The 26,520-nt window shown below is 71.4% G+C and carries 16 protein-coding genes and 3 pseudogenes; 7 read left to right on the plus strand and 12 right to left on the minus strand.

What is annotated here, in order from left to right:
• Positions 1 to 3: 3 nt before the first annotated feature.
• Positions 4 to 975 carry a hypothetical protein gene (locus AB0F04_RS35135; protein ID WP_362049613.1) on the minus strand — a complete coding sequence of 324 codons (972 nt, stop codon included), beginning with the start codon at positions 973 to 975 and terminating at the stop codon, positions 4 to 6.
• A 233-nt stretch (positions 976 to 1,208) separates the two neighbouring features.
• On the opposite strand from AB0F04_RS35135, the gene AB0F04_RS35140 reads away from it, so the two are divergent.
• Both AB0F04_RS35140 and AB0F04_RS35145 read left to right on the plus strand, forming a co-directional pair.
• Positions 1,209 to 1,493, plus strand: a complete 285-nt coding sequence (locus tag AB0F04_RS35140; RefSeq protein ID WP_362049616.1) for a CU044_2847 family protein — start codon at positions 1,209 to 1,211, stop codon at positions 1,491 to 1,493.
• A complete protein-coding gene (locus tag AB0F04_RS35145; protein WP_362049619.1) occupies positions 1,486 to 5,868 on the plus strand; it encodes a tetratricopeptide repeat protein in 4,383 nt (1,460 codons plus the stop codon). The genes AB0F04_RS35140 and AB0F04_RS35145 overlap by 8 nt, the downstream gene beginning before the upstream one ends.
• Here the strand turns inward: AB0F04_RS35145 and AB0F04_RS35150 are convergent.
• A complete protein-coding gene (locus tag AB0F04_RS35150) occupies positions 5,863 to 6,330 on the minus strand; it encodes a hypothetical protein (protein ID WP_159038739.1) in 468 nt (155 codons plus the stop codon). The two genes, AB0F04_RS35145 and AB0F04_RS35150, sit on opposite strands and share 6 nt — an antisense overlap.
• Before the next feature lie 5 nt (positions 6,331 to 6,335).
• Positions 6,336 to 9,167, minus strand: a complete 2,832-nt coding sequence (locus AB0F04_RS35155; protein WP_362049622.1) for a tetratricopeptide repeat protein — start codon at positions 9,165 to 9,167, stop codon at positions 6,336 to 6,338.
• A gap of 80 nt (positions 9,168 to 9,247) precedes the next feature.
• Between AB0F04_RS35155 and AB0F04_RS35160 the strand changes: the two genes are divergently transcribed.
• Positions 9,248 to 10,216, plus strand: a complete 969-nt coding sequence (locus AB0F04_RS35160) for a hypothetical protein (RefSeq protein WP_362049625.1) — start codon at positions 9,248 to 9,250, stop codon at positions 10,214 to 10,216.
• An 824-nt stretch (positions 10,217 to 11,040) separates the two neighbouring features.
• Here AB0F04_RS35160 and AB0F04_RS35165 read toward each other — a convergent pair.
• A complete protein-coding gene (locus tag AB0F04_RS35165; RefSeq protein WP_362049628.1) occupies positions 11,041 to 11,349 on the minus strand; it encodes a hypothetical protein in 309 nt (102 codons plus the stop codon).
• 340 nt (positions 11,350 to 11,689) lie between these two features.
• On the opposite strand from AB0F04_RS35165, the gene AB0F04_RS35170 reads away from it, so the two are divergent.
• Positions 11,690 to 11,815 carry a hypothetical protein gene (locus AB0F04_RS35170; RefSeq protein ID WP_362049631.1) on the plus strand — a complete coding sequence of 42 codons (126 nt, stop codon included), beginning with the start codon at positions 11,690 to 11,692 and terminating at the stop codon, positions 11,813 to 11,815.
• A gap of 108 nt (positions 11,816 to 11,923) precedes the next feature.
• On the opposite strand, the gene AB0F04_RS35175 is transcribed toward AB0F04_RS35170, so the two are convergent.
• Both AB0F04_RS35175 and AB0F04_RS35180 read right to left on the minus strand, forming a co-directional pair.
• Positions 11,924 to 12,988, minus strand: coding sequence for a hypothetical protein (locus tag AB0F04_RS35175; protein ID WP_362049634.1), 1,065 nt, complete (start codon positions 12,986 to 12,988; stop codon positions 11,924 to 11,926).
• 63 nt (positions 12,989 to 13,051) lie between these two features.
• Positions 13,052 to 13,651: a hypothetical protein gene (locus AB0F04_RS35180; RefSeq protein ID WP_362049637.1), complete on the minus strand. Its 600-nt coding sequence runs from the start codon at positions 13,649 to 13,651 to the stop codon at positions 13,052 to 13,054.
• A 171-nt stretch (positions 13,652 to 13,822) separates the two neighbouring features.
• On the opposite strand from AB0F04_RS35180, the pseudogene AB0F04_RS35185 reads away from it, so the two are divergent.
• Together AB0F04_RS35185 and AB0F04_RS35190 are read left to right on the plus strand one after the other, a co-directional pair.
• A pseudogene (locus tag AB0F04_RS35185) lies at positions 13,823 to 14,542 on the plus strand (IS6 family transposase).
• Positions 14,543 to 14,608: 66 nt separating this feature from the next.
• Positions 14,609 to 14,905, plus strand: a complete 297-nt coding sequence (locus AB0F04_RS35190) for a hypothetical protein (RefSeq protein ID WP_362049640.1) — start codon at positions 14,609 to 14,611, stop codon at positions 14,903 to 14,905.
• 271 nt (positions 14,906 to 15,176) lie between these two features.
• On the opposite strand, the gene AB0F04_RS35195 is transcribed toward AB0F04_RS35190, so the two are convergent.
• On the minus strand, positions 15,177 to 19,682 hold the full coding sequence (locus AB0F04_RS35195) for a caspase family protein (protein ID WP_362049642.1): 4,506 nt from the start codon (positions 19,680 to 19,682) through the stop codon (positions 15,177 to 15,179).
• Between the two features lie 74 nt (positions 19,683 to 19,756).
• Entirely contained in the window at positions 19,757 to 20,233 is a 477-nt protein-coding gene (locus tag AB0F04_RS35200; protein WP_362049645.1) for a hypothetical protein, read from the minus strand.
• A gap of 675 nt (positions 20,234 to 20,908) precedes the next feature.
• Between AB0F04_RS35200 and AB0F04_RS35205 the strand changes: the two genes are divergently transcribed.
• Complete coding sequence (locus AB0F04_RS35205; RefSeq protein ID WP_362049647.1) at positions 20,909 to 21,226, plus strand: hypothetical protein; 318 nt, start codon at positions 20,909 to 20,911, stop codon at positions 21,224 to 21,226.
• Here the strand turns inward: AB0F04_RS35205 and AB0F04_RS35210 are convergent.
• From AB0F04_RS35210 to AB0F04_RS35225, 4 genes and pseudogenes are all read right to left on the minus strand, one after another.
• Positions 21,204 to 21,952 (minus strand): annotated as a pseudogene (locus AB0F04_RS35210) (transposase family protein). The gene AB0F04_RS35205 and the pseudogene AB0F04_RS35210 overlap by 23 nt on opposite strands.
• A gap of 316 nt (positions 21,953 to 22,268) precedes the next feature.
• Positions 22,269 to 22,376 (minus strand): annotated as a pseudogene (locus AB0F04_RS35215) (IS5/IS1182 family transposase); the annotation flags it as partial.
• Positions 22,377 to 22,934: 558 nt separating this feature from the next.
• Complete coding sequence (locus tag AB0F04_RS35220) at positions 22,935 to 23,111, minus strand: hypothetical protein (protein ID WP_362049650.1); 177 nt, start codon at positions 23,109 to 23,111, stop codon at positions 22,935 to 22,937.
• Positions 23,108 to 26,413, minus strand: coding sequence for an RHS repeat-associated core domain-containing protein (locus AB0F04_RS35225; RefSeq protein ID WP_362049653.1), 3,306 nt, complete (start codon positions 26,411 to 26,413; stop codon positions 23,108 to 23,110). Before AB0F04_RS35225 ends, AB0F04_RS35220 begins: the two co-directional genes overlap by 4 nt.
• Between the last annotated feature and the right edge of the window lie 107 nt (positions 26,414 to 26,520).

The following is a 26,520-nucleotide window of genomic DNA, read 5'->3' on the forward strand; positions in this document are numbered from 1 at the left end:
CGGTCAGCCGGTGGTGCGCAGAATGACGTCGCGGCCTTGTGTGTCCTGCTCCTCACGCTCTCGCAGTACGTCGGCGAGGGCCTCGTCGGCCTCGCGGAGACGCCGCTCGATGGTGTCCGCGACGGCCTCCACCTGCTCCGGCGTCATACGCTCCTGCGGTGCGGAGGCGGTCGTGCCGCCCGGACCGGTGGCCTCCCACAGTGCCCGGGCGAGCACCCGGTCGGCCCGGGCGTGCCGGTTCAGGGAGGCCAGCCGGGCGCCCTGGGCGGCGTGGACGTTCTCCAAACGGTCCTGGTACGAGGCCAGTTCCTCACTGCTGGCCTGGTACTCGCGTTCCGCCGCGGCCAGCGCGCTCTGTGCCGTCGCCGCCCGTTCCAGTACCTGCCGGGTCTGCGGGGCCAGCACCGAGAGCTGGTCCTCGGTGAGCCGTACCAGCGCGCCACTGCTCGTGCGCAGCGCCTCGTCGACACCGGCGTCCCGCCCCCGCAGCTCCGCCAGCCGTGCGCCGATGATCTGCTGCTGCTCGCGCAGCGCGTCCAGCGCCATGACGAGCCGTTCCAGCCGGCGCAGCTCGTCCACCTGCCGACGCAGCGCCTCGTGCTCGGCGAGCCGGCGGCGCAGCGTGTCCTCCGAGGCCGCGAGCTTCTCCAGAGTCTCGCGCTCGCCGCGGACCCGGTCGGCCGTCTGCACGAGCTCACGCGTCAACTCGTCCGTGCCGCGCGCCACCCGGTCCCCCGGCCGGGCGGCGGCCAGCAGCCCCGGCAGCGCCTCGGCAAGGTCCCGGCCGCTCTCCAAGGCCTCGTCCAGCGCGTACAGAGCGGCGAGGGCATGGCTTCCCCCGGCCCCGCCGTCAAGCCCGCGTATCACGGCCGTCGCCCACCGCAGGGCGTACCCGAGTACGCGCAGGGCGACCTCCTGGTCGGTCGTGCCGGTGGCGGCCAGAGCGTCCGCGATGCCCTGCCTGCTGTCGTCCACGATGCCCCCCCAACGGATCCCCTGCGGACCCTTGTCGTTCCTGGTAAGGCCTCCGCCGCTGCGCGACACGGCCTGCTCCGGACCAAGCGGCCGGCCGACCCTGACGTATCACCGCAAACCCGCACGCAGCCGGAGTTCCCCCACTATCCTGCACGGACAGCGTCCGGTGGAGTTGATTCGGGGGATTCATGGCCGAGTTGGTGCGATTCGATGGTCCTGACGGGGCGTCGCTGATGGTGGAGGTGGAGGACGACGACGCGGGACTCGAGCTCATCTCCCGCGATCCGAACGGCGTCGTGCGGGCCGGCCGCCGCTTGGAGGAGGCTCTGGCCTCGGTCCGGCCCGCCCTCCGGTCGGTCGTCGACTCCGTTGCAGCCCTCGCTCCGGACGCGTACGAGGTCGAGTTCGGGATGAAGCTCAACGCCGAGTCCGGCGTCGTCGTCGCCCGGACGGCCCTCGAGGGCCACTTCAGCGTCAGGCTCCAGTGGAGCGGACCCGCTCGAACCCCCGGTGAGTGAAGCGGTGTCCGCCGTGCGGGAGCGGCCCCCCTGGCTGGTGAGCGTCCGGCGTTCCCGGGACGACAACCCGGTCGGCGCCGGTCTGCTGGTCACCCCCCACCACGTGCTGACCTGTGCGCACGTCGTACGGCCGGGCAGCGCGCTCGGTGTGCCCGACGATCCGGTGTACGTCGAGTTCCAGTACGCCCAGGAGCACGGCGCGATCCCGGCCACCGTCGTGCCCGACGGCTGGCACCCGGCCACCGGGTCCGACTCCGGGGACATAGCGGTGCTGGAACTCGGTGCCCCGGCACCGGCAGAAGCCGAGCCCGCCCCGCTGCGCACCACCGACCCCGGCACCTGGGACCACCGTTTCCGCGCGTACGGCTACCCCAAGGAGCATCCCCGCCAGGGTGTCCCCGTCCGGGGCGAGATCATCGGCCATGCCGGCGGCGAGTGGCTGCAGGTGGAGGCGAGCCCGCACACCGGATGGGCACTGGAACAAGGCTTCTCCGGATCCCCGGTGTGGGACATGAACAGCCAGGGCGTGGTGGGGATGCTCGTCGCCCGTGACTCCGTGTCCAAGGTCGACCGGCGCACGGCCTACGCCATCAAGGTCGAGACGCTGGTCCGGTACTGGCCCCCGCTCGCCGCGCAGGTACGCGACGCGACGACGGGGGAACTGCGCAACCGGCTGGAGAGCCTGCTGTGGATCCCGCTGGCCGGGGACGGGCGGATCCCCCGGATCGACGAGGTGGACCCGTACGACATCGGTGTCTCGCGATCCAAGTACAGCAACCGTCCGGGCGAGGCACCCTACGTGCCGCGGCATCCGCAGGACGGGCAGCTGGACGCCGCCCTCGCCGAGTCCCGGTTCGTCGTGCTGGCCGGCCGCTCCAAGGCCGGCAAGTCCCGCACCCTGTACGAGGCGTTGCTGCGGACGTCTCCGGGGGCCCGGCTGATCGTGCCGCGTCCCGACGGCCCGGAGCAGCGGGCACTGGACGACCTCAGCCGGCTGACGCTGCCGACCGGGCAGGACCCGAGCGTGCTCTGGCTGGACGACCTGCACCGCTACCTGCGGCCCGGCGGTCTGGACCTGCAGATCCTAGACCGGCTGACGCGCCGGCACCCCGCCGTCACCGTCGTCGCCACCATCCCGGCCAAGCAACGGGCCGCGCTGACGGCCATGGAGAACGACGTCGGCCGTGTGTCCCGGACCGTTCTCGGCAAGGCGCGCACCGTCGAACTGCCGTCGCGGCTGGGGGCGGCGGACACCGCGGTCGCCCGGGACCTGTATCCGGGCGAGGACTTCGCGGCCCGCGGCATCGGCGAACTCATGGTGGCCGCCCCCGCCCTGGAACAGCGCTTCGCCGACGGAGCCGAGAGCTGCCCCGCCGGCTGGGCCCTGGTGAAGGCGGCCACGGACTGGCAGCGGATGGGCATGACCGAGCCCGTCCCCGAGACGGTGCTGCGCGAGCTCTTCGGCGCCTACCTCGGTGCACACCAACCGCAGTTCGACGCCGACGACGAGCTGTACCTGACCGGGCTGACCTGGGCCCGCGAACCGGTCGCCGGCGGCATCGCCCTGCTGCACCGCGTCCCCGGCCCGGACGGCGGGCCCGCGTACGCCGGGTCGCCCTACCTGTCCGAGTACCTGGACACCCGCTCCGACGACCCGTCCGCCGCCGTGCCCCTCCTCGCCTGGGAGCACCTCGCCGAACGCCGGCCCGCCGCGGACCTGCTGCACAGCGCGTACGTGGCCCTGATGCGCGAGGAGCCGGAGGTTGCCAAGCGGATGTTCCAGCAGGTCGTGCAGACCAGTGGAGACCGGGACAGCGCGGCCTGGGCTTCGCTGATGCTCGGTGAGATACACCTCTTCCAGGGCGACTTCGCGCGCTCGGCGGCCCTGTTCGACACAGCGGCCTCCTCGGGAGTGGAGGGCGTGGTCCCGCTGGCCCAGGTCGACCTGGCGGGGGTGCTCATGGTCACCGGTGACCGCACGCGGGCGCGAGCCCTGCTGGAGACCGCCGTGGCCTCCCGGGACCCGCAGGTCTCGCAGATGGCCCAGGTCGGGTTCGCCCGGCTGCTGGCGGAACAGGGCGAGGCGGAACGGGCCGAGGAACTGCTGGAAGCGGTACTGGCGGCGGGGGACGCCGAGGTGACGACGCTGGCCCAGACCCAGTGGCTTCGCGTGGTGACCGGTGAGGCGCGCAACGTACGAGCGGCCGGACGGACGGGCCGTGAGCGGGTCAAGCCCGGCGCCGGAGCGGGTGCGGCCCGCGCCGACTCCGCGGAGCTCGGGGAGCAGCCGTGGGCCCTGTCCCGGGCCCTCGGAGAGTCGATCGCCGGCCAGATCACCGCTCTGGCCTCGGTGAACCTCGGCGGAATCTACGCCCACCAGGGCAAGCTCGACCGAGCCGAGGAACTGCTGAAATCGGCGGCCGACAGCGGCGGATACCATGCCGCCCCGCAGGCCCAGTCGGGACTCGGCGAGCTGTACATCCTGCAGGGCAGGTACGCGGAGGCCGAGGAGATGCTGGAGGCCGTACTGCGCTCCGGGCATCCGCTGCTCGTCCCGGTCGCCCAGGTCGCCCTCGGCATCGCACTGCTCCAGCAAGGTGACGACGCACGGGCGTTGCCCCTGCTGCGCGAGGTGGCCGAGCTGGGACACCCCGACCAAGGACCGCGGGCGGCCTGTGTCCTCGGCGAGTGGTACACCGCCCAGGAGGACGCCGGAGCCGCCCGGGAATGGCTGGGCCGCGCGGTCGGTTCCGGCCACCCGGACTGGGCCCACACCGCCCGTGTCGACCTGGCGTTCGTACTGGCCACCCAGCAGGACGACCTGGACGGGGCGCGGGAGTTGCTGGCGGAGGTGACCGGGTCCCGGCACCCGGAGCAGGCGCCGCGCGCGGCGGACATCCTGGGCGAACTCCTGGCGGCCGAAGGCCACGCGCAGGAGGCCGAGGAGGCCTACCGCGTCGCGATCGGCTTCGGGCACCGGGACTGGACGCAGCTGGCCCGCATCAACCTGGCCGCCCTGCTCGCGGCCCAGGCGCCGGACACGACCCGGGCACGGGAACTGCTGACAGAGGTGATGCGCTCCGGGCACCCGGAGCAGGCGCCGCGCGCCGGGGACATCCTCGGTGACATCCTGGCGGCTGAGGGCCGGGTAAGGGAGGCCGAGGAGGCCTACCGCGCCGCGATCGACTCCGGTCACGGCGAGTGGTCGCTGATCGCCCGGCTCGACCTCGCCGTCATGCTCGCCGACAACGAGGACTTCTCCCGGGCGGAGAGCCTGCTGCGTGTGGTCGCCGAGTCGGACAACGCCACCGCCGTGGCTTGGGCGACCACCCTGCTCGGCATGGTCCACGTGCACGGCGGCCGACGCGCCGAGGGCCTGCGTCACCTGCGGCAGGCGGGCGAGACGGGCGAGGTGCCCGTGGCTCAGATGGCCCGGTTCCAGCTGGCGAAGTTCCTGCTCGACGACGGAGAGAACGACGACGCCCGGGAACTGCTGCGGTCCGTGGTCGAGGACCAGCCTTCGGACGTCACCGAGGTCGCCCGCGCCTACCTCTGCGTGCTCCTGCTGCGTGAAGGATCCACCGCGGCCGCCGAGGAACTCCTGCTCGGCGTGGAACGCTCGGGCGACGCGGAGGCGATCGCCGTGGCCTACCTCGGCATGGGCGAGTACCTGCTGGACATCGGCGAGGTACAGGCCGCCGGGGAACTCCTCGAGGGCGCGCTCAGCGTGGCGGATCCGGAGACCGCGCCCCGGGCTGGCGCCCTGCTCGGCGTCGTACGGCGTTCCGACAACGAACTGGAAGAGGCCCGGCGTCTGTTGTCCGACGCGCTGGACACCGGGGACCCGGACGTCGAACCGCTGGCGAGACGGTATCTGGGCAGCACTCTGTTCCGTATGCGCCTGCTGCGAGAGGCGGAGGAGGTCCTGCTGCCGCTGGCCCGTTCCGATGACGGCGAGCACCGCCTGCAGGCACTCCGATTGCTGGGGCAGGTGCTGGTCGCGGACGGCAGGCCGGAGGAGGCCTGTCCGTGGTTCGAGAAGGCCATCGCGTGCGGCGATCCGGAGACGGAGTCCGCCTCCCGTTACGACTTCGCCGAGTTGCTGCTCAGCATGGGGCAGCGGGAGCGCGCCCGGGAGGTGTGGGCTCCGGAGGTGTCCGAGGAGGACGAACCGGCGCAGGCCCGGCCCGGCCTCCGCCCCCTGGAGGAGTCCGTCGCCACGACCGAGGCGGCGAAGCCGCCCGGGCCCGCTCAGCATCCGCTGCCTGCGGCCGTGCTGTCGCTGCTGGGCGACGTGGCGTCCGCGGAGGGAGACGGGGACGAGGCCCGGTACTGGTATGGGCTCGCTCAGCCCCACACCGGGCCCTCCTCATGAACCGCCGGGCAGTGAGTTGCTGAACGCGCTCACCCCGGGGATGCCCCGTTCCAGAGACCGCACCTTGAACAGGTCCTCGTAGATCCGGTGCAGAGCCCCGGCCTGTTCGCCGGCCGGAAGCAGGGCCGCCTGGTCCACCCGGTCGAGCAGGACGGCGTAGCGCGAGCGCATGTTCAGGTGCCACCGCCAGCGTGCGCCGAAGTCCAGGGCGCGGGCCACCGCGATGAGGAACGTGGCCACGCCCGCCGCCACACGGGCCCAGGTGGAGTAGTCCACCGGCAGCACGGTCGCCACCGTCGTGGCGGCCATGGCTGCCATCGTGCTGCCGTTGTGCAGCAGCGAGTCGCGTTTACCGCCGTGTGGTCGCATCGCCAGCTTGATACTGGCCGTCAGACGGGCCCTCTGCTCGGAGAGGTCCTGCGCGGCGGGCTCGGATGCGTCGGGCGCAGATGCGTCGGGCAAAGGGGTCAGCCTCCATCCAGCCGGTTGAGGAACGCACGCGTGGCCAGGGTGATGGTGTGCGTGGGGCCCAGTACCCGCGTCTGGTCGTTCGCGACCTGCCGCAGCAGGGCGAGGGCCTCGGACCGCCGGTGTGCGCGCAGCAGGTGCACGGCGTAGTTGCTGCGGACCGTGAGGACGTCGGGGTGCTCGTCGCCGTAGACCCGCTCCATCGCGGACACGAGCTCCGCCGACTGGGCGAGAGCCTCCTCGTGGCGCCCGCACTCCGCCGTGAGCTCGACCAGGTTGGCCCGGGCCGTGAGGACGTGCCGGTCGTGTGCCGGAAGGCGCGCGGCCATCTCGGGCACGAGTTCGGCGAGGGCGCTGCGTGCCTCCTCCTGCCTGCCTTCCTGCTTCAGGCGGTAGGTGATGTTCAGCCGCAGCAGGAGCACGCGCGCGTCACCGGCCCCCAGCACCCTGGTGGCGGTGGGCAGCATCTCCTCCAGGTAGGTCCGGCCGAGGGCCGGATCCCGCGTGCCGATCAGCCAGGCGACGGTCTGCTGGGCTCCGAGCGTGTCGGCGTGCGCGGGCCCGTGGACCTGCTGCACGTCGGACACGAGCGCGTGAGCCTGCTCGAGGCGCTCGTCGAGGTCGCCCCCGTCGTCCCACCGGATGAGGTCGTGGCGCACGGCGAGCGTCGCGGTGTGACGTGGTCCGAGCGCCGCCCGGCAGTCGTCGGCCAGTCGGCGTGCGAGGGCAAGCGCCTCGGCCGGCCGTCCCGTCGCCTCGGTGCAGCCGCTCAGCTGGTGACGGGCCGTCAGGGACTCCGCGCTCCGCTCACCGAAAGCGTCGGTGAGGCGTGGCAGCCACGCACTCCAACGGGCCAGGTTGTCGGCGGGGCGGGCCGCGGTGCGGCACTGCAGCCCGTGCAGTACGGCCTTTTGCCGGCCGGCCCGCCACAGATGCTCGGGCTCCGCTGCCAGGGCGTAGTCGAACGGCTGGGTCCCGTGACCCTGTGTCTGGTGTGGCACCCGGGCGTGCAGCACATCGGCCAGCGCGCCGTGCCCGTCGGTCACGCGGACCCGGCGGGACGGGGGCAGCGGTTCCTCGGTGCCGTCCGGCTCCGGTGGGCCCATGAGGTCCTCGAACAGGTCCAGGTCGTCACCCGAGGTGAGGTGTTCGACGAGCAGGGCGTGGAAGAAGCCCACGAGTTCCTCGTCCGTGCCCGCTGCGGAGCGCACGAGCAGTCCCTGGAGCCGCACCAGGACGTCTCGCACCAAGTGGGCGGGCTCCGGTCCCGCCAGCAAGCGGACGGCCTCCATGAGGAGGGACATCGGCAGCACGGGCCCCGGACCCGCGGCCGCCAGTACGGTCAGCACCGCGTCGAGGAGCGGGTCGCCCCGGTCCGGACGGGTCCTCGCCGCATCGAGGGATCGGTCGAACGCCGCGCCGAGGGAGCTCGGCAGGTCGTCCGCCGTTTCCAGAGCGCCGGCGACGTCCGCGTAGGTGCGTGCGGCCAGCCAGTTGCCGTCGGCGCGGTCCAGGATGGTCGCGTGCAGGTGCGGGGGCACCCCGCGCTCGGTGAGGTAGGAGGCCAGCTCGGCGCGGGTGGCGGTGCCGAGGGCGAACTCCCGGGCACCGTGCGGCAGTCGCGTCCCGGTCCGTGCGGTGACCAGGAGGGACACATGCTCCAGCCGCGGATCCGACGCCAGGTCGTCCAAACCCGCCAGCACCGGATCGTGCGCGGTGGCGCTCAACTGGTCGAGCCCGTCGACGACGACGCGTACCGGTTGCCCGAGGAGGGCGAGGGGGCCGAGGACCTGGGCGTGCAGCGCGTCGAGGCCGGCCAGCGCCGCGTCGGGCGTGGTCTGCCGGAACGTGCTGACAGCCGCCGGGAAACCTGGCAGTCGGCGCAGGTCACGGGCCAGTTCCTCGGCGAGGGTCTCGGGCGTCGTCGCAGCGGTCACGACGGCCACCGCGTCGTGCTGCGCGGCCTGCGAGGCGACGAACGCCGACTTGCCCTGGCCGGCGGGCGCGGTGACCGCCACGGCGCGATGGCCGTCGAGTTGCCCGGCCAGCGTGTCGGCCCCGGAGGTCGGCCGGTACCAGGTGAGCAGGTCGGCCAGCTGCTCGATGCCGCGGCGGGCCCGTGAGGCGTTCAGGGCCAGCCACAACGAGGGGTCGTTGTAGGAGACTTCGGTTCCGCGGTCGTAGACCCGATGGGACGGGTGCTGGGCGCGTAGCTGCCCGCACAGCAGGGGCAGCGCCGAGTGCGCGGTGAGGAAGGCCCGGGGCGTTCCGGTCCCGCTGCGCATGAGCCGGGCGAGGGCCGCGGTGAAGGCGCAGGCGAACGCGGCGCCGGTACCGGTGGAGACGAGCACCTCGAATCGCTTCCCCGTGCTTCGGGCGATGTCCTTGAAGACGTCCCCAAGCACGGTCAGGACGTGCCCGGACTCACAGGCGTCGAGTACCAGGACGAGCCCGTCGAGGTGCGGATGTTCCAGGAGCAGGTCGGTGAACGACTTCCCGAGCGCGTACGCCGACTCCGGCTTGCCGACCGACGACTTCCGGGTCATCAGGTGGAAGTCTGAAGCGGTCGCGAATCCGTGCCCGGTGAAGGCGACGAACAGCGTCGCGCCGTCCGCCGAGGCCCGGGCGACGGCGGTGCGCAGGCCCTCCTCCAGGGCGGAGGCGTCGGGATCGAGCAGGAGCGAGGTGCCGTCGGGAAGAGCCGGCCGGCAACCGCCCAGGGCCGGGTCCCGGAACACCGCGTCGAGATCGGTGACCGCCCGGCCCAGACGCGAGAGGTGCTCCTGTGTGTCGCACTGCGACCCCACCAGCAGACACCGCCGTTCCCCCATGGGAGGAAGCCTGCCATGTGAGGATGGGGTGTGTCAGCGGGTTGGCGACGCGGGCGCGATCACCAAGGGGGGAAGGGCACATGGCCGAGATCGTCCTCGTACATGGGATCGACCATGAACAGAGTGTCGCCGGGACACTGGAGTCCGAGTGGCTGTCCGCCCTGGCGCACGGACTCACCAAGATCAGCCGGGAGGACCTCGCGACGAGCGTGTGGCACCGTGGTCTGCCGGGTGCCGTCGATGTCCGGATGGCCTTCTACGGGGACGTCTTCCTCTCCCCGGAGGGGGAGGGGCTGACCGCGGAGGAACAACAGGAGATCGAGCGGCGCCTCATCCTCCGGGACGAAGCGACCTCGCGGTACGTCCTCGAGAACGCCGCCACCAGGTCGACGGATCCCGGACAGCGTGCCATCGCCGCGCGGGAACTGGACAGGCTCCGCGGGACCCCGCCGGAGCCCATGGGAGTCAGGTCCGCGACCCGCGCCGTGACCCACGCTCTGCTGCGCCTGCCGTACTTCGGCGACGCGGCCCTGTCGGCGCTCGGCGCCGCCAAGCCGCCGGTCCGCCAGATTTCCCGGTACTTCGGTGAGGCGCGGATCAGACGCGACGTGCTGGACCGGGTGCACAAGTACCTGGACGCGGGCACCAAGGTGGTGATCGGGCACTCCCTCGGCTGCGTCGTCGCCTACGAGGCGCTTTGGGAGCGAGCGGACGCCGGCCACAGGAAGGGGCCCGAACTCCTCCTCACCCTCGGCTCTCCGCTCGGCATCCACCCCGTCCGCCGTCAGCTGGCGCGTCGGCCCTACGGGCCCCCGACGGGACTGCGCCGCTGGGCGAACTTCGCGGATCCGGACGACATCGTCGCCGCGCACCATGACCACACGAAGCTTTTCCCCGATCCGCACCACCACGACCCGGACCGCCGGACCGAGATGACTGCCAAGCCGGTCACCGTGGACAACGGAAGCTCCCCGCACACCGGAACCCACTACCTCGTCAAGAAGGGATGCGCTCTACGGATCGCCGAGGCCCTCGACGCCCGGCGCTGACACATCACGGCCGCGGCGAGCCGCACTCCGGGACGTCCGGCAGCCGGTTGCCCGGCGAGTCGATGCAGGGGGTGGAGATGTACCCGCCGTACTGAGGCAGGAAGGCCCACCACTCGCCGCTGCAAGCCGGCACGGCGACCACCTGGCCACGGGTCCGGCCCCGACCAACACCTCGACACCGGCCGGGAGTTGCTCGATCAGGGCGTCTCCCGTGGACGGGCCCTCGCGGACGTGCACGAACTCGCCCCGGGTGCCGTGCCACGTCCCCGCGGGCAGCACCGCGCCCGGCACGCTCAGCGACCGCGTGAGCCGGCCGAGGTCGGTGTACGCCTTGCCGTACGACATCCCCACCGGATGCAGCGTCAGCACGGCCGTGATCGCGCGGTCGTCCGCGCCCACCGTGCCGGTGGTGTGCGGCGCGGGCGCGTGAGATCCACGTCCGCGACGGTACCGGCACGGGGGCGGCGGCCGGTCCCGCCGCGGCCTGTGCGCCCGCCGCGAACGCCCCCGACCAGCCCTGCTTCACCGCCCAGGGCCGCTCGAACGCCCCGGCGATGTCGAAGTGCTGGTCGAAGTGGTCCGAGGCGCGGCGTGTCGAGCGGCGCAGGCTGTCCATGACGAAGTCCCGCACGGGTGCGGGCGCCTTCTCCAGGACGTGGCGGTAGATCGTCACGGTGTCCCGGGCCGAAAGCGCGGTGTAGCCCCAGTACCGTTCGTGACCGGCGGGCGGTGGCGCGGTGTCGCGCAGGTCCAGCCGCGCCGACATCCGGTCGATGATCGCCGAGCCGCCGCACGTCGCCCAGTAGTGGCTGGCTGCCGCGTCGTCACTGCTGCGCAGCATTGGATCCAGCCGGGCCAGGTCGGCCTCGGGGATGGTGTAGCCGGGGCACCGGTCCCACAGGAAGTCCAGGGCCAGCAGCAGTTTGACGACAGAGGTCCATGGACTGAACGAAGACGGCTCCGTCGTCGCCGCCCGTGATGATGTCGTGGATCTCGATGGTGCGGATGGACGGGGCCTCGTCTGCGTCGGCGTACGCGATGACGAAGGCGCGCTGCTCGTCCATAGCGCGGCGGAGGTCGGTGAGGGTGTCGGCGAGCGGCTGGCGGGCGGTGTTCTTCATCGTGTTCAGCACGGAGTCTCCCTGGGATGTACCTGTCTTCGGTGGTGGGCTCTGCCACGAAACCCGCAAGAGAAATATACCGCACTATCATCACCAGCGGGAGGGGGACGCATTTGCTTTTCACGCGAATTGGCACGTCAGCAGGTCTTCCTACCACCGTGCCGTGGTTTGACAGGGCTCCGATCGGAGCACGACGCTTGCGATCGTCCGAGAGGTTGAGAGGGGTCCGAGCGTGTGGCTGCAGCCGACAGCAATCCGCCGCGCCCGGTTGTCGGCGCGGGGCCGGTGCGACAGGTTCGTGCACACCGGGCAAGACGGACTGCTCCGAAGGGAACGCACGCGCCGAGCGGCGATGAAGTGGGCGCGAGGCTACGGCGAGCCCTGCGCGGTCTCACCGCAGGATCTCGCTCCCGAACTCGCCCGCAGGGTCGCGCTGTACCCCGGCGAGGGGCCTGACACCTACGTCCCGCGCCGCTGAACGCAGGCAGGCGGCAACGGTGAAGGGCCCGGGCCACCAGAGTCCTGGTGGCCCATGCCCCGAAGCGATCCGCCCTCGGCCGTTCCCGTATGGAGGCCGGCTGTCAGTTCAGCCGTGCAGAGCGGCGCCGGCCGGGTGGATCGTTTTGGGCTGCCGAGAGCCCCGCCGGCCATCGGTGAGCGCGGCGAGCAACTCGGCAGGCTCGGGCTGCTGCTCCTCGCTCAGGTAGCGGATGCCGTCGCCCTCCGGCGAGGTGCCGGTCTCCTTGCCGATGGGGTGGCGCCGGCTGACGGCGGTGCGCCAGCCGTAGCGCTCGTCCCACACCAGGGCGGGGGCCCCGGAGCCACTCAGCGACACGGCGGCCGCGAGCACGTCGCCCTCCAGGCGCCGCACCACGATGTTTTGCTGCTCGGCCAGGCCGGCGCCGACCAGGACGTCGGCGACGCGCTGCAGGTACGGCTGGACCTGGCGGGCGCGCAGCTCAGTGACGGCGCTGGCGAGGGCCGTGCGGTGCACCGCGGTCGGGTAGCCGAGACGGGTGGCGGCGGCCTCGGGGGTCAGCTCCGGCTCGGCCTGCAGCAAGTCGGCGATCCTCTCTCCCCGCAGCCGCGGCAGGGCACGCGCGGCCGCGGCGTAGGACAGGCCGACGCGGTCCTGGACTGCCGCGATGGTGGCCGCCGGATCCTCGTCGAGCAGCGCGCCGACCCGGGCGGGGATCTCGTCGCGCGGAACCATGTCGCCGCTGCCCTTGGGGCGGCCCTTGGGTCCGGCGTCTGTGCTGGTGCCCTTGGCCGTCCGGAAGGCCTTGACGATGCCGCGCGGGCAGTGCTCCACACCCTTGACCTTGATCAGGTGGGGGGCGATCTGGGGGTGCTTTTTGTAGTCGTCCCAGGTCTTGGGGGCGACCCCGAGTTCGGCGGCGGCCTCGTTGCGGTCGAGGAGGTCCTGGTCGTCGTCCTCTTCCGGAACGGCAGGGATGGGACGGCCGGCCAGGTAGGCAGCGGTCTGCTGGCTGTCCCACAGCTTCACCCGCGCGTCTTCTGAACTGATCGCGCGCGGGAAGTCCTTGGCATTGTAGGGCTGCTTGTTGCGGAAGGTGCCGATGCTGATGCCCATCGCGCTGGCGAGCTCGTCGCTGGTCTGGGCGTACTTCCGGCGTCCGGCGCTGATCATCGTTCTCTCCTGGTCGGTGGGGCAGGGCGCCGGCGTCGGTGTTCCGAGCGGGGGGCAGGTGGGCTATGCGGTACGGGTGGCCGTGAGGTCAGCGGTAGTGGCCTTCCACTGGGCTTCGAGAGTGCGGAGAGCAGCCCGATAGTGATCGTCGTCGCGGGTCCGCGCGTCCTGGGCTGCCGTCAAGGCCTCGAACAGCTCCGGCTCGTCCAGGAGGTGGTGGGCCAGGTCTACGACGAGGCGGACACCGAGGTCCTCGAGAACGCGGTCGTGGTGTGTCTCGAGGGCTGCGCGGCGGCGCCGCGCGGCCTGGCGTGCCCGGGATACGGCTCGCCGTGCCGCCACGACCACCGTGATCAGGGCTCCGAGCGCGACGGCGCCGGCCGCGAGACCGATCGTCGCCCACGGGATGGTGAAGTCGGGAAGTAAGGGCGGCGCGGGGCGTCCGGCTACGAAGGCATCGGGCTTAGCCTTCGCGCGGATCGCGACGAAGCAGACGGCAGCTCCGCAGACGATCCCGCCGGTGGCGAGGAACAGGAACTCGATCGGAGTCGAGCCGGCATCCCCCGCGCGTGGCGTAACACGGCGGCACGCGGCCGAGCGCGGTGCAGCATGGAGGAACTCCTCGACGACGGTGGTGACTTCGGTCCTGGGTGTGCTTGTCACAACACACCCAACGAAAGAAAGTTACCGGACTTGCGTCATCGTGGGCAAGGAGGCGTTCCTCAGGCCTGTCGCACCGCTACACGCAAAGTGCGACGCAACCCGTGGGCGCTGTCACGTTGGTTGACCGGGTGGGATGATCTTCTGGTTGATCAGCCTGGGAGGGGTCGTTTCGTGGGGGCCGTGTCGCTGTCGTACAAGGGGCACCGGTACCCGGTCGAGGTCATCTCCCACTGCGTGTGGCTGTACCACCGCTTCCCGCTGTCGTTCCGCGAGGTCGAGGAGCTCATGCTCGAGCGCGGGATCGCCGTCTCCTATGAGACGGTGCGCCGCTGGTGCGCCAAGTTCGGTCAGCAGTACGCGAGCGCGCTGCGCCGCCGGCAGTCTGCGCCTGGTGACAAGTGGCACCTGGACGAGGTCTTCATCAAGATCAATGGCGAGCAGCGGTACCTGTGACGGGCCGTCGACCAGGAGGGCAACGTCCTGGACATCCTCGTGCAGGACCGTCGGGACAAGGCCGCGGCCAGGCGCTTCTTGTGCCGCCTGATGAAGAAGACTCGCACGGTACCGCGGGTGATCGTCACCGACAAGCTCCGCTCCTACAGCGCGGCCCACCGCGAGGTCATGCCCTCCGCCGAGCACCGGCAGTCGAAGTACCTGAACAACCGGGCCGAGAACAGCCACCAGCCGATCAGGCAGCGCGAACGCGCGATGAAGGGCTTCCGCTCCGTGGGCGGAGCCCAGCGGTTCCTGTCCGCGTTCAGCGGCATCTCGCCCCACTTCCGGCCCCGCCGCCACCTGATGACCGCTGCCGCCCACCGAGCCGAGATGAGCATCCGCTTCGCGATCTGGGACCACATCACCGGCGCTGCCGACCGGCCCACCACGGCCTGACCACAGGCCCGGCCCCCAAGCTCACCCTGCCCCGACGCACCGTTAGGGAGTCACGCACCCACCAACGTGACAACGCCCATCGAAGCCCTGCGCCGCGCCACGACCGGCGATGCGCCGCACGTCCTGCGGTTCGTGGCCGAGCGCTCGGGGAACCTCCACCACCTGGCCGGCGGCATCGCGGCGGCCTGGGCGCACAACGGACAGCGGGTCCTGCTCCTCGAGGAAGCCGAGGACTACTGGCGCTGGACCATGAGCGGCGTGGTCGCCGCCGGGGCCGCCACAAGAAGGAGATCGAGCCGGCCACCCCGCCGGAGCCGACGACCAGCACGCTGTGGGCCTCGCCGGACGGCCCTGGCCTCCTGAGACGCCACACCTGCATGTGGGAGGCCCGCCATCACAGGAGAGCGAGCGCGGCCTCCCCCACACCGACCGCAGCCCGCTCACGGCGGCGGTGGCCGACGCCCTCGACGCCTACGACGTGATCGTCCTCCTGCCGAGGCACTGGTCCTACCCCGACCGGGAGACCGCGGCAGCGCACGTCTCGGCGAGATCGACATCTTCCCGCACACCGACTGCACCGAACGCCGTTCAGGACGTCCCCTGCATCAGGCGCGGCCAGAAGGCGCGTAGGTGATCACTCCCCTTCGGCGCAGGAGACGCGGTGCTCCAGGTGCGGGAACAGCGCCTCCCAGCGATCCTCCGACAGGCTGACGGGCTGTGAGCGGCACATGGCCTGGTAGAGACGGTCGGTGTCGTAGTCGAGGATGTAGGTGTTCTCCCCGTTGGTCAGTCCTGACGCGTCGGTCTTGGCGGTGACGGCCAGCCAGCTCCCGCCCGAGGGCAGCCGGACGGAGTCCGCTCCCTCCAGGGTGGCGAACTCCGGGGTCACCCAGCGGCCGTCGCTGCCCAGGGACCAGATGCGGTAGGGGTGGCCGGTGATGGCGTGGCGGCCGTCAGGGGTGAGGTCGAGGGACTCGATGGCGCGGTCGAGGCGTACGGTCTCGTGTTTCTTCCTCGGATTGCGTGGGTCGGACACGTCCCAGAACTCGATCGTGCCGTCGGCGACCGCGGAGGCGAGCTGGTCCTTCCCGGCGGGGAAGTAGCTCCCGGGAGCGGCCGGGATTCGGGCTCCCTCTTCCGGACGCGCGGGCTCGGAGAGTTCGTGCAGCCGGATCGTGTCGCCGGGCTCCTCGGTGATGAGCAGCTCGGACGCGTCGTCATAGGAGGCGCTCTTGCTCAGCGCCGCGTCCTCGATCATTCCGCCCTTACGGGGATGGCGGGGGTCGGAGACGTCCCAGAGCCGAAAGTGCCACCCGTCCTCGACGCTCACTACCGTGTGCGGGCCCGCGAACCACAGGCTTCCCGTCTCCAAGGAATCCCCGTCCGCCCGCGCGGGGATGTCGGCCCGGTGGACGGGCTTCGCGGGGTCGCTGATGTCCCACAGGGCGATGGCCGGTTCCTCCGGCGAGCCCACGGCCAGCAGCCGGTTGTCGGGGCTGACGGCGAAGTGCGGGACGCTGGCGGTGTAGCGGATGCTCGTGCTCCTGCGGGGTGGGCTCTCGGCGCCGAACTGCCAGAATTCGAGGGTGTGGTCCAGTCCTCCCGCCCAGTGGTGGGCCAGCAGGACCGGGTCGCCGCCCCGGCCGGTCAGGAACCAGTTCGCCTCCCAGCCCTCCGGCAGGGTGTAGCGCGGCTTCGCCGAGCCGTTGTCGCCGATGGTCCAGATCCGGGTGGTCGTGGCGTCGTCCCGCTCGTGGCCCTCCCTGGTGATGAGCAGCCTGCCGTCGGCACTGATGGGGCTCGTACCCCTCATCTCGTGAGGCGGCAGATAGCCGGGCAACGCGGGCGCCCAGGCGTGGTCGGCCCACAGCCGGATCTCGCCGCCCGCCTCGCCCGCGGCCAGATAGCGGCTGTCGGGGCTGTAGGCGACCGACTGGACCGGCTGCCCCGCGGACAGTCCAGCGAGTTCCGGCTTTATCTCCGCCAGTTCGGCCGTCTTGGCCGTCGCCCTGAGCCGCCGTACGCCGGCGTCGCGGTCCGCCCCGGCGAGGAACCTGCCGTCCGGGCTGAAGGCGAGCTGCGGCATGCCGTCGTAGCCGCCCCAGCTGTCGCTGTAGTCCTCGGCTGACACGCGCCGCAGCTGGCGCCCGTCCACCACCTTCCACCAGGCCGTCTTCCCGCCGCCCCCATTCGAGACGACCAGGTCGCGGCGCGGGTGGGCGGCGACGGACATGACCGAGTCGGCCCGTTCGGTGTCGCGTACGACGGGCCGGTCTGGGTCGGTCAGGTCCCACAGCCGTACCTGGGCGGAGCGCCCGTCCGAGCCCGGCTCGTTGCCGTTACCGGTGATCAGGTGGTGTCCGTCCCGGGTGAATGCCAGGGAGATCAGCTCCGCGTCGGCCACCGTGCGCTGCGCACGCAGCTCCGGGCGCGCCGGGTCGGAGACGTCCCACAACCGCAGCCGGCCCTTGTCACTTCCGGACGCCAGGGTCCGGCCGTCCCTGCTGAACGCCACGCTGAACGTCGCCTCGCTCCCATCGACCGGCAGACGTGCGAGCCGCTTGGGCCGGTGGGGGTCGGCGGTGTTCCACAGGGTCAGTTCGGTACCCGTCTGCGCGGCCAGCAGCGGCTTGCGGGGGTGGTGGGCGAGGGCGGACGGGCCCTTCACCTGGAAGCGGCCCCCCTCGGCCGGGCGCCGGGGATCGGTCAGGTCCCACAGCTGCACCCGGCCGTCCTGGTGGCTCGCGGCCAGCGCCTTGCCGTCCGAGCGGTAGGCGAGATTCATGATGACCTCGCGGTGCGGCTCCTCGGGGGTGAGGTGGACCGGGGTCAGGGTGATCGCCGACGCGTAGAGGCTGGAGCGGGTCTCGGGGGTCTCGGCCGTGCGGTACGCGGCCAGGCTGAGCTTCAGCGCCGTGCCCGGGTCGCGGTCGCGGATGCGGTCGGCGCGGCCCGCCAGCTCGCGGGCGATCAGGGTCCGCTCCCGGTTCGCCGCCTGCCCGTTCTCGTAGAACGCCCAGCCTGCCAGGGAGGCCGCCACCAGGGTCAGCACCGACAGTACGGAGACCCAGGCCCGGACAGCCCGGCGCCGGCGCCACTCGGCGGCGTCGCTCGCGGCGACGAAGTCGCGGACCACCTGCCGTACGGGTGCCGCCCCGGCCGTCCCGCCGGCGGCCAGCTCGCGGGCCTCGCGCAGATCGAAGCCCCGCCACAGGCCGCTGGGCCCGCGTCCGCCCTCGTCCCAGCCCTCCGCCGCGGCCGTCAGCCGCCGCAGCCGCAGCAGATCGCCGCGGGCCTCCTCGATCCAACCGGTCAGCCGCTCCCACGCGTACAGCAGGGAGTCGTGCCCGAGCTGCGCCCCGCCGCCCTCGTCCACCACGACGAGATGGGCGTCGGCGAGCAGCCGCAGCAGGTCTTGCGCGCCGGTCAGTTCCTCACGCGGCGTCCGGCGGCGCACCAGCCGGCCCTCGCCGTCGGCGACCTGCACCATGGCGAGCATCAAGGCACGCAGCCGCTGCCGGCCGTCCTCGTTGAGGCCGTCGTGGATCCGGTCGGCGGCGCGGGCGACCGCGTCACGGATGCCGCCCGCCTCCTGGTACGCGGCGTAGGTGAGCGTGGTGCCGCGCCGCCGCAGCCAGATCTCCTGGAGGACGTAGGCCAGATACGGCAGGGCCGCCGCGTCGCCGGTGCGTCCGCCGCGCCGTTCCTCGTTCACCTCGCGCAGCAGGATGCGCGGGACGCCCGCCTCCCACTCCAGTCCGGCGTACCGGGCGGGCTCCACGATGGCCGCCTCGATCTCGGCCTCGTTCAGGGCCGGGACGACGAAGTGGTCGCGTTCCGCGAACGGGGCGAGGTGCGGGTCGCCGAGGACGTCGCCGTGGTAGTCGGCGCGCAGCGCCAGCACGACGCGCGGACCGTCGGTCGCGGTGAGCGCGGCGGCGAACCGGGCGCGCTCGGCCTCGTCCGCACCGTGCGTGAAGTACTGCTCCAGCTGGTCGACGACCAGTACCCCCGGCACCGGCCCGCCGCCCGCCCCGGGCTCGGGGCGGGGAAACCGGCCCTGTTCCAGATCGCGTACGACCTCGCTCACCGGGCGGCCCACCGCCTGCGCCCACGCCTCGGCGAGCCGCCGGAACGGCCGCGCTCCGGGTGCGGGCACCAGGCACACCGGTCCCAGCGCGGCGCGCTGGGCCGCCACGCTCAGTCCGGCCCGCAGCAGCGACGACTTGCCGACGCCGGAGTTGCCGATGAGGGCCAGCGGCTCCCCCGGCCGGATGCTCGCGACCCTGGCCAGCAGACGCTCCGTCATCTCCTCGCGGCCGAAGAAGAGGTGGTGCTGTTCGGGCAGGAACGGGCGCAGGCCCGGGTACGGGCACACGGCGTCCGCGTCGTCGTCCGGCGCCGCCGGGCCGTCCGCGGCGGACCGCGCGGGATAGCGGCGGTTGGCGGTGAGGACCAGCTCGGCCATGCGGGCGGTGCCGCCGCCGTGGGGGCGGGCCGCCTCGCCCTGGAGCCGCTGGTCGAGCAGGCGGTAGACCCCGCCGAGCGTCAGCAGGCGGGCGGCGCCCGCGTCGCCCTCCCGCAGCAGCTTCAGCAGACGCCCCGTGAACAGGGTGTACTCGGCGCCCTCGGGGGCATAGGCCAGGGTGTTGCGCTGGGCTGATCCGAGCAGATAGCTGCCTTGGGGGCGGGACGCGCCGAACGGGTCCGGGGCGGGGGCGCGGCCGGGTTCCCGGGCATTCCCGGCGAAGCAGCAGTCGAGGATCAGCACCGGGTCCGCGGCGGCGTCGTCGAGATAGCGCTCGATCTCCGCGTAGGGCACCGCGTGGGCAGTGTCCGTGAGGGACTTGGTCGCCGCCGTCGCCAGATACAGCCGTCCGCCGGGCCCGCGCAAACCGTGGCCGACGAAGCAGAAGACGACGATGCCGCTCTCGGGGCGTTCCTCGGTGGGTGCCGCCCGGTCGATGGCCTCCGCGAGCACCTCCAGCACGTCGCTCGGCGACGCGGGGTTCGTCAGCACGCGGACCCGGTCGCCCATGCCGCAGTGGGTGCGCAACGTCTCGGCCAGCGCCTCGGCGGATGGCACGGCCGCGGGGAGATCGTGCAGCCGGTCCCCCGGGTGGCGGCCTGTGCCGACCACGACCGCGTGACAGCCTGGCCCCGTCAGGTCCGGCCCTCCTCCTGACTGCGTGGACCCTCCCCCTAACGGCATGGTCAGCGTGCCCCTTGGGCCCGGTGAGAGCCGTCTCCGTCGGCCGGGTCCTCTCCGGTCGGGTCCTCTCCGGCCGGTTCCCGCTCGTCCGTCTCCCGGGCCGAGGGCTCCCGCAGGACCTCCGCCACCCGCTGGGCGAGCTCGCCGGTGCCCTCCGCGGTCAGCGGCCGGACCTTCTCGGAGGCGACCACCAGCTGGGTGCCGTCCGGCCGGTTGATGGTGACGGTCACATTGCTCCGCCGGTTCTGCAGCCAGACGACGAGAGCGGCGCCCGCCGCCGCGGTGGGGCCGCCGGGGGCGAGTAGCAGGGTCAGCAGCTCGCTCCAGGCACCGCCCATCGCTCCCGCGGGCGCGCTATCCGCGAGGTCGCGCCGCACCAGGCCGCGCAGTTCGGGATCCTGACGCAGCCAGTCGTACAAGTCGTCCGTGGCCCTCGCGTGGTCGCCGCTCGCCGCCTGTACGCCGAGTGTGAAACGCACCCCCCGCTCCTCCCCCGGCAGCCGCAGCCGTACCGCTCGCGCCGCTCCCGCCGCTCATGCCTCCGTACGTTCGTGTATCCCCAACTCCCCTTACCCTCTCGCTAGTTCCCCGCACATCACAGTCACAGCACGGAGATGCCGAGGGGCGTTCCCCCGCTGGCAGCCGGCGGGTCTCCGCCGCGTTCACCGCCGCCTGCGAACACCTCGGCATCAGCGTCCAGCCCACCCCGCCCCGCGCCCCTACTGCCAAAGGCATCGTCGAGCGGACCTTCGGCACCATCAACGCCCTGTTCTGCCAGCACCCGCCCGGCTGCACCGGATCCGACGTCACCCGCCGCGGCCCCGACACCGAGAAAGACACCTGCTACAGCGTCCCCCAGCTCCAGGACCTGCTCGACGAATGGCTGGTGCACTACCACCACCGGCCCCACGCAGGCCTGCGCCACCCGATGACGCCGAAAAAGGCCCTCACCCGAACCAGATGTGGGCCGCGCTCGTCGCCGTCGCCGGGTACGTGCCCGTCCCGCTCACCGGCAGCGACTGCCTCGATCTGCTGCCCGTGCGCTGGCAGGCCATCACCCCCGCCGGCATCACCATCCACCACCGCACCTACGACCACGATCTCCTCGCCCCGTACCGCGGCCAGGCCTCCCCCGTCGCCGGCCGGGGCGGGAAATGGAAATCCACTACAACCCCCACGACGTCCGCCAGATCTGGATCCGCCTGCCCGACGGCGAGCTCACCGAAATCTCCTGGATCCACCGCGACCACCTCCACCAGCCGTTCAACGACCACACCTGGCAGCACATCCGCACCCACGCCCACGCCAACGACCACGACGACAGCCAGCAGCATGAGACCGGCCTGGCCGACGCCCTCGACCTCCAGCAGCACAAACCCGGAACCCTCCCGGCCCACGCCGCCTACCTCCACCAACGCACCGCCAGCCGCATCGGATCACTGAGCTCGTTCAGCGCTGCCGCTCCCGAGTGAGGACGGCCGCGGCGATTGACGACATTCGATTCGGGCTGCACCGGGACCTGCGGAAGATCCGCCATGACTTCAGTCGCGCGGCGCCGCGCTCGACCGGTGCCCGTACTCTGGACAGCGCGCGGTTGACGGTTTGCTGGGTCGGCGTGGGTCGCGGCCCGGAGGGCGTCGGAGGGGTGTCGTCACCCAGGGACCGGCTCCCCTGTAGGCGCGGTCGGCGAGGATGGGCACGCCCTGGCGCTCGCAGATCCGGATGATCCGGTGGGCGCGGGCCGCAGTGAGATCGTGTGCCCGGCCGGGCAGCGCCGGCGAGATCCACAGCAGCCGCCCGACGGGATCGGTCACCACCTGCACGTTTGCCCCGTGTCGGCGGTGCTTGTGGGAGAAGTCGGCCCGGCTGTCGCCGACCCGGTCGCACTCCGCGAGGGTGCCGTCGAGCAGGACGTAGTCCGGGCTGGCCTCGGGCAGGGCGCGCAGCAGGCCAGGTGCGCGGTCGGCAAGCAGGTCGACGACCGCTGTCGTGTAGGCGTGGGCGGTACCGACGGAGATACCGAACCCGGCAGCGAGCTGGGCGAGGGTGTGGTGCCGGCGCAGGTACACCAGGCCGACCAGGGCACGCTGGTGCGGTGGGAGCTTGCAGCGGCGGTCACCCTCGCGGGTGACGATAAGCATCGTGACCCACTCGACCAGGGCGTGAGGCAGGTCGAGTGCGGCAGAATACGGAACCAACGCGGCTCCTGTGCCTTCGGGTTGCGACTTCGAACACCTCCCCCAACGGCACGGGAGCCTCACGCGTTGCGGGCATCGATCCCGTCACCCGATCAGTGGCCACGCTGAAAAAGCTCACTGTCCGACGGGGCGATCCTCAACCTGACAGAGGTGAAGGACGCCGACCGCGCGGGGCGCGCATACGACAGCCCCATACCGCCTGACCAGCCAGTCGTCGACAACCTCGGGCGCGGAGGAAGCAAAGATCCCGTCCTGGACGCGGCAACGCAATGGTTGTCCGAGCAGCCCGGCTGCGCGTAGGCGGGGCGGGTGATCAGTTGGTCGGCGCCGGTTTCCTCGCCCAGCTGGGGGTTGCGCCTTTCCGGGCGAGTCGCCTGGTCATGAGGGTGATGGCGGCCCAGGTGATCAGGGTCTCGGAGTGCTGGAACCCCTGGCACTACGTTGGGGGCCGATACGTCGTCGGTGACCCACACGCGGCCGTCGTCGCCGGGGAACCCGCCGATGACGCCGGCGATGTCCCGGCCGCCGCCGGACGGGTCGATCGAGACAGCGATCTTCTGCGGCTCCACGGGCTTGGTGGTGTCGCGCAGCAGGCGCAGCAGTTCTCAGACACGAGCGCTCCTTCTGCGGGTCGGGGGTTGCCCTGGTAGAGGGCGTGCCAGTCCCGGACGATCGACGTTGCCTTCTTCTGCGCCCACCACGCCTTCAGCCGTGCTACGGCGCGCGTGGGGATGTGCGGGTGTGGCAACGGCTCGCTCAAACCAAGGTTGAAAACGGCTCACTGGCGCGAATTCCGGGCTCTGATCACCAGCACCACCGGGGCCACGCAGGACGAGCTGGACACAACCCTCGGCCAGGGGCCCTGATCTCTGCTCTCGCCGCGATCGATCTACTGCCCTCCGGGCCGAGTTGACCTCGGGCATCGGCCACGAACGGCCAGCGGCCTCGACGGAAAGTATCGCCGAGGCCGCGTCGCAGTCGTCTAGGTTCGCCGTCGCCCTGCCAGCCAGACCAAGCTGCCGACGACCACAAGGGCGATGCCCTCGATGATCAGAACGCGGGCAACGCTGAAACCTGTCCACGCTGACACCACGAAGGCCAGACCTGCCAGAAGCACGATGGCGAGCACTGCGGCTGTCTTCTTACTGGCTTGATTCACTCAAACGCCTCCTGATACTTCTGGATTGCCACTCCAGCGCCGGTCAAGGCACCGCCGGTAGCAGCGATGGTGGGGGCGCACCCAACGACTGTGGTACATCCCGGCGCAGCCGCGACCGCCCCGATACCGGAGGCAATGCCGGCAAGGGCGGCACCCGTTCCCTCCAGGAATGCCCCGATCTTGAAGAGTCCTGTCGGGTCACTGTTGTTGATGAAGTCGCCGGCCGCGTAGAGGTATGCGTTGGTCTCCTGCCCCGACGGGTCCGGCTGGGTGAAGCGGCCGAGGGTGGGGTCGTAGTAGCGGTAACCCATCTTGTAGAGGCCTGTGGGGTCGAGGTAGGCGCCGGTGTAGCGGTGGGGCTGGGGGACTGCCTCGGTGGTGGTGCCGCGGGGCAGGCCGGTGGGGCCGTAGGCGTAGGTGTGCGTGCGCTTGCCCGTGTCGTCGACGAGGCCGAGTACGTTGCCCGTGGCGTCGGTGAGGTAGTAGTAGGACTTCCCCCCAGTCGTCATGGAGTTCAAGGTGCCCGCCGGTTCGCGGATGAATCCGGTGTCCACGCCGTTCGTCGTCGTGGACGCCAGGCCGAGCGCGGTGTGGTGGAACCACGTCGAACCCAGCTTCGCGCGCTCGGAGTTGGTCGTGCCGGCGTGGACCAGGTCGTAGCTCTTGCCGCCCGCTGTGACGCCGGAGAGCTGGCTGTGGTCCGTCCACGCCCCGTTTGTGCGGGCGGTGGTGCTCGCGCCTGCCGTCTCGTTGCCGAGCTTGTCGTAGGACCAGCCGGTGGTGGAGCCGTTCTTGCCAGTCAGTTCGCTCGCGTCGTCGTAGATGTAGGTGGTGCCGCCCGGGCATGCGTTTTTCGTGCCGTCCTGGCTGGTGAGGTTGCCGGCCTTGTCCCAGCAGTACAGCCACGACGCCTTGCGCGTGCCGGCGGAGTCGGCTTCCAGGGCGTAACGCAGGCGGTCCTGGGAGTCGTAGTCGTAGGTGGTCTTGTACTTGGTGAGGTTGTCGGTGCGGGTGCGGATCTTCGTGGTGTCCTTGCCCGCGGTGTTCTTGTAGCTGTAGGTCAGGTCGATCAGCGTCGTCGTCCCGGAGGTGGTTTTGATGCTTTCGGGTCGGCCGTTGTCGTCGATGCCGACGGCTTGGGTGGTGCCGCCGGGGTAGACGGTCTTGGTGCGCTTGTCGTTCTCGTTGTAGTCGAAGTCGGTCTTCTTGCCGTCCGGGGCGGTCAGGTAGTCCAGGCGGCCGGCCTTGTCCCAGGTGTAGTCGGTCTTGCCGGTCGGGTCGGTGTAGTAGTCGACGTCGCCGCCCGGGGTGTAGGCGAGGGCGGTCTGGGCGCCGTTCTGCAGGGTGCGGACGCTTTCGCGGTTGAGCTTGTCGTAGTCCCAGCCCGTGGTGCCGGAGGCGTCGGTGCGGGATTTGACGTTGCCGTCGCCGTCGTAGGAGTAGGTGACCGTGGCGTTGGTGGAGGACACCTTCGTCACGCGGTCGCGGTTGTCGTAGGTGTAGACGGTCTTGATGCCGCGTCCGTCGGTGACGGTCTCCACTCGGCCGAGCGCGTCGTGGGTGTAGTTCGTTTTACCCAAGGGCGTCGGCGGGGTGACCGTCTTGAGGTTGCCCTTGGTGTCGTACTCGAAGGAGGTGACCTTGCCGCCTGCGTCCTTGGCGGTGCAGCGCTGACCCTCGAAGCCGCCGCAGGTCGGGGTGTCCTTGTTGTAGGTGTACTCGCGGGTGCCTCCGGCGGTGCCGGACGTGGTCACCGACATGGTGTTGCCGTTGGTGTCGTACTTGAAGGTGTCCTTGCGGCCGTCCGCGCTGGTGAAGTCGTTGGGCAGGTCGGTCCCGGCGATCGTCTGGTAGGCCGTCACCGAAGCCGTGGCGCCGAGTGGGAGCTTCTGGGAGATGGCGTTGTTGCGGCCGTCCCAGCCGTAGGTCGTGGTGTTGCCGCCGGTGCCGTCCGCGCCCGTGCCCATCGCGTCGATCGCGGTCTGCAGCAGGTGGTTGGTGTACTTGGAGTGCCGGGAGTGATCGAGGGGGTCGGTGACCTTGGTGACCTCGCCGTCCGCGTTGTGCAGGTACTTGGTGGCGTCGCCGTCGGGGTCGGTGACTGTGGTGGTGCCCGCGTCGGAGGGGGTGGCGGCCGTGTAGTCGTAGCGCCAGGTCGGACCGACGTGGCCGCCGCTCGTCACCTCGGTGGCGCGCTGCATCGACCTGACGCGGTTGTGGGCGTCGTAGGTGAACAGGGTGACGGTGCCCTCGGGCGTGGTCACCTTGGTCAGGCGGCGTGAGGAGTCGTACGCGTAGGCCGTGGCCTTGCCGTCGGTGTCGGTGACCTTCGCCAGGTTGCCCGCCGGGTCCAGGTCGAACACGGCCGTGCGACCCGTGTGGTCCTTGGCCTGCCACTGGCTGGCGTTGGTCTTGACCAGGTCGATCCAGCGGCCCGAGCGGGTCTCGGTCAGCTTGAAGCCCTTGTGCTCGCTGCCCTCGTCGTGCTGGTCGACGGTGATCGTGCCGTCGTTCTTGTCCGTGACCTTCGTCAGCGTGCCGTGCTCGTCGAAGGTGTCCTTCGAGCCCGACTTCCGGTCGGTCAGCGTGTAGGTGCCGTCCGGGTTCTTCTTCAGGTCCTTGGAGTAGCCCGTCGGCGTGGTGTAACCGCCGGTAGACGTCTTCTTGAACCGCAGGGCCTCGCCCGTGGCGTCGTGGACGACCACCTCCCCGTCACCGAACTGGAGGTAGCGCTCATACGCCTGCCACCAGCGCTGCGACACCTTCCCCCACGGCGCTTCCAGGGAGTTGTACGTCCGGGTCAGCTGCAGTTTCTGCCCCACACCGGCGATGTCGAAATCCGTCGCGGCGAGCATCAGGTTGCCGTTGGACACGTTCACCCGGGCCACCAGCGCGTCATTCAGGCGCGTGTCGATGATGCGGTGCCACGGCACCTCGCCCTGGCCCTCCGGAACGAAGGGTGTGGCCTCGGCTGCGGTCGCCGCGCGGGACGCGGAATTCTTGGCTTTCCCGCTGGTCGCGCGAGTCTTCTGCGCTGCCCGCCAAGCCGCCACTTCGGCGGACGGCTTGGCCTCAGCCTCCGAGTCCGGTGCTTTGACCGACCCGGCCGGTGTTGCGGGAGCTTCCACCTTGGTCGGCTTCGTCCACGGGCTTTCCGGCTCCGGCAGCTCCGGCTTCGGTGCAGCCGCCAGACCAGGCGCCGCGGCGATCACCACAGCGGCCGTGGTGATCGCCGCGACGAGAGCGGTTCTGTGCGTTCTCCGGGCACGCCGAAACGACGTGCTTCCAGCACGTAAATGCATCAGCTTCCCCCCACAGGAAGTCAGACAGGGTCTCGCGGGCGGAGCCGCCGATGACGAATGGGCACGGCCGTGGCGCTTGGTGGACTTCGGCGCCGGGTGGACCTCAG

It is taken from the genome of Streptomyces sp. NPDC029041 (assembly GCF_040637515.1).
Taxonomy (GTDB): domain Bacteria; phylum Actinomycetota; class Actinomycetes; order Streptomycetales; family Streptomycetaceae; genus Streptomyces.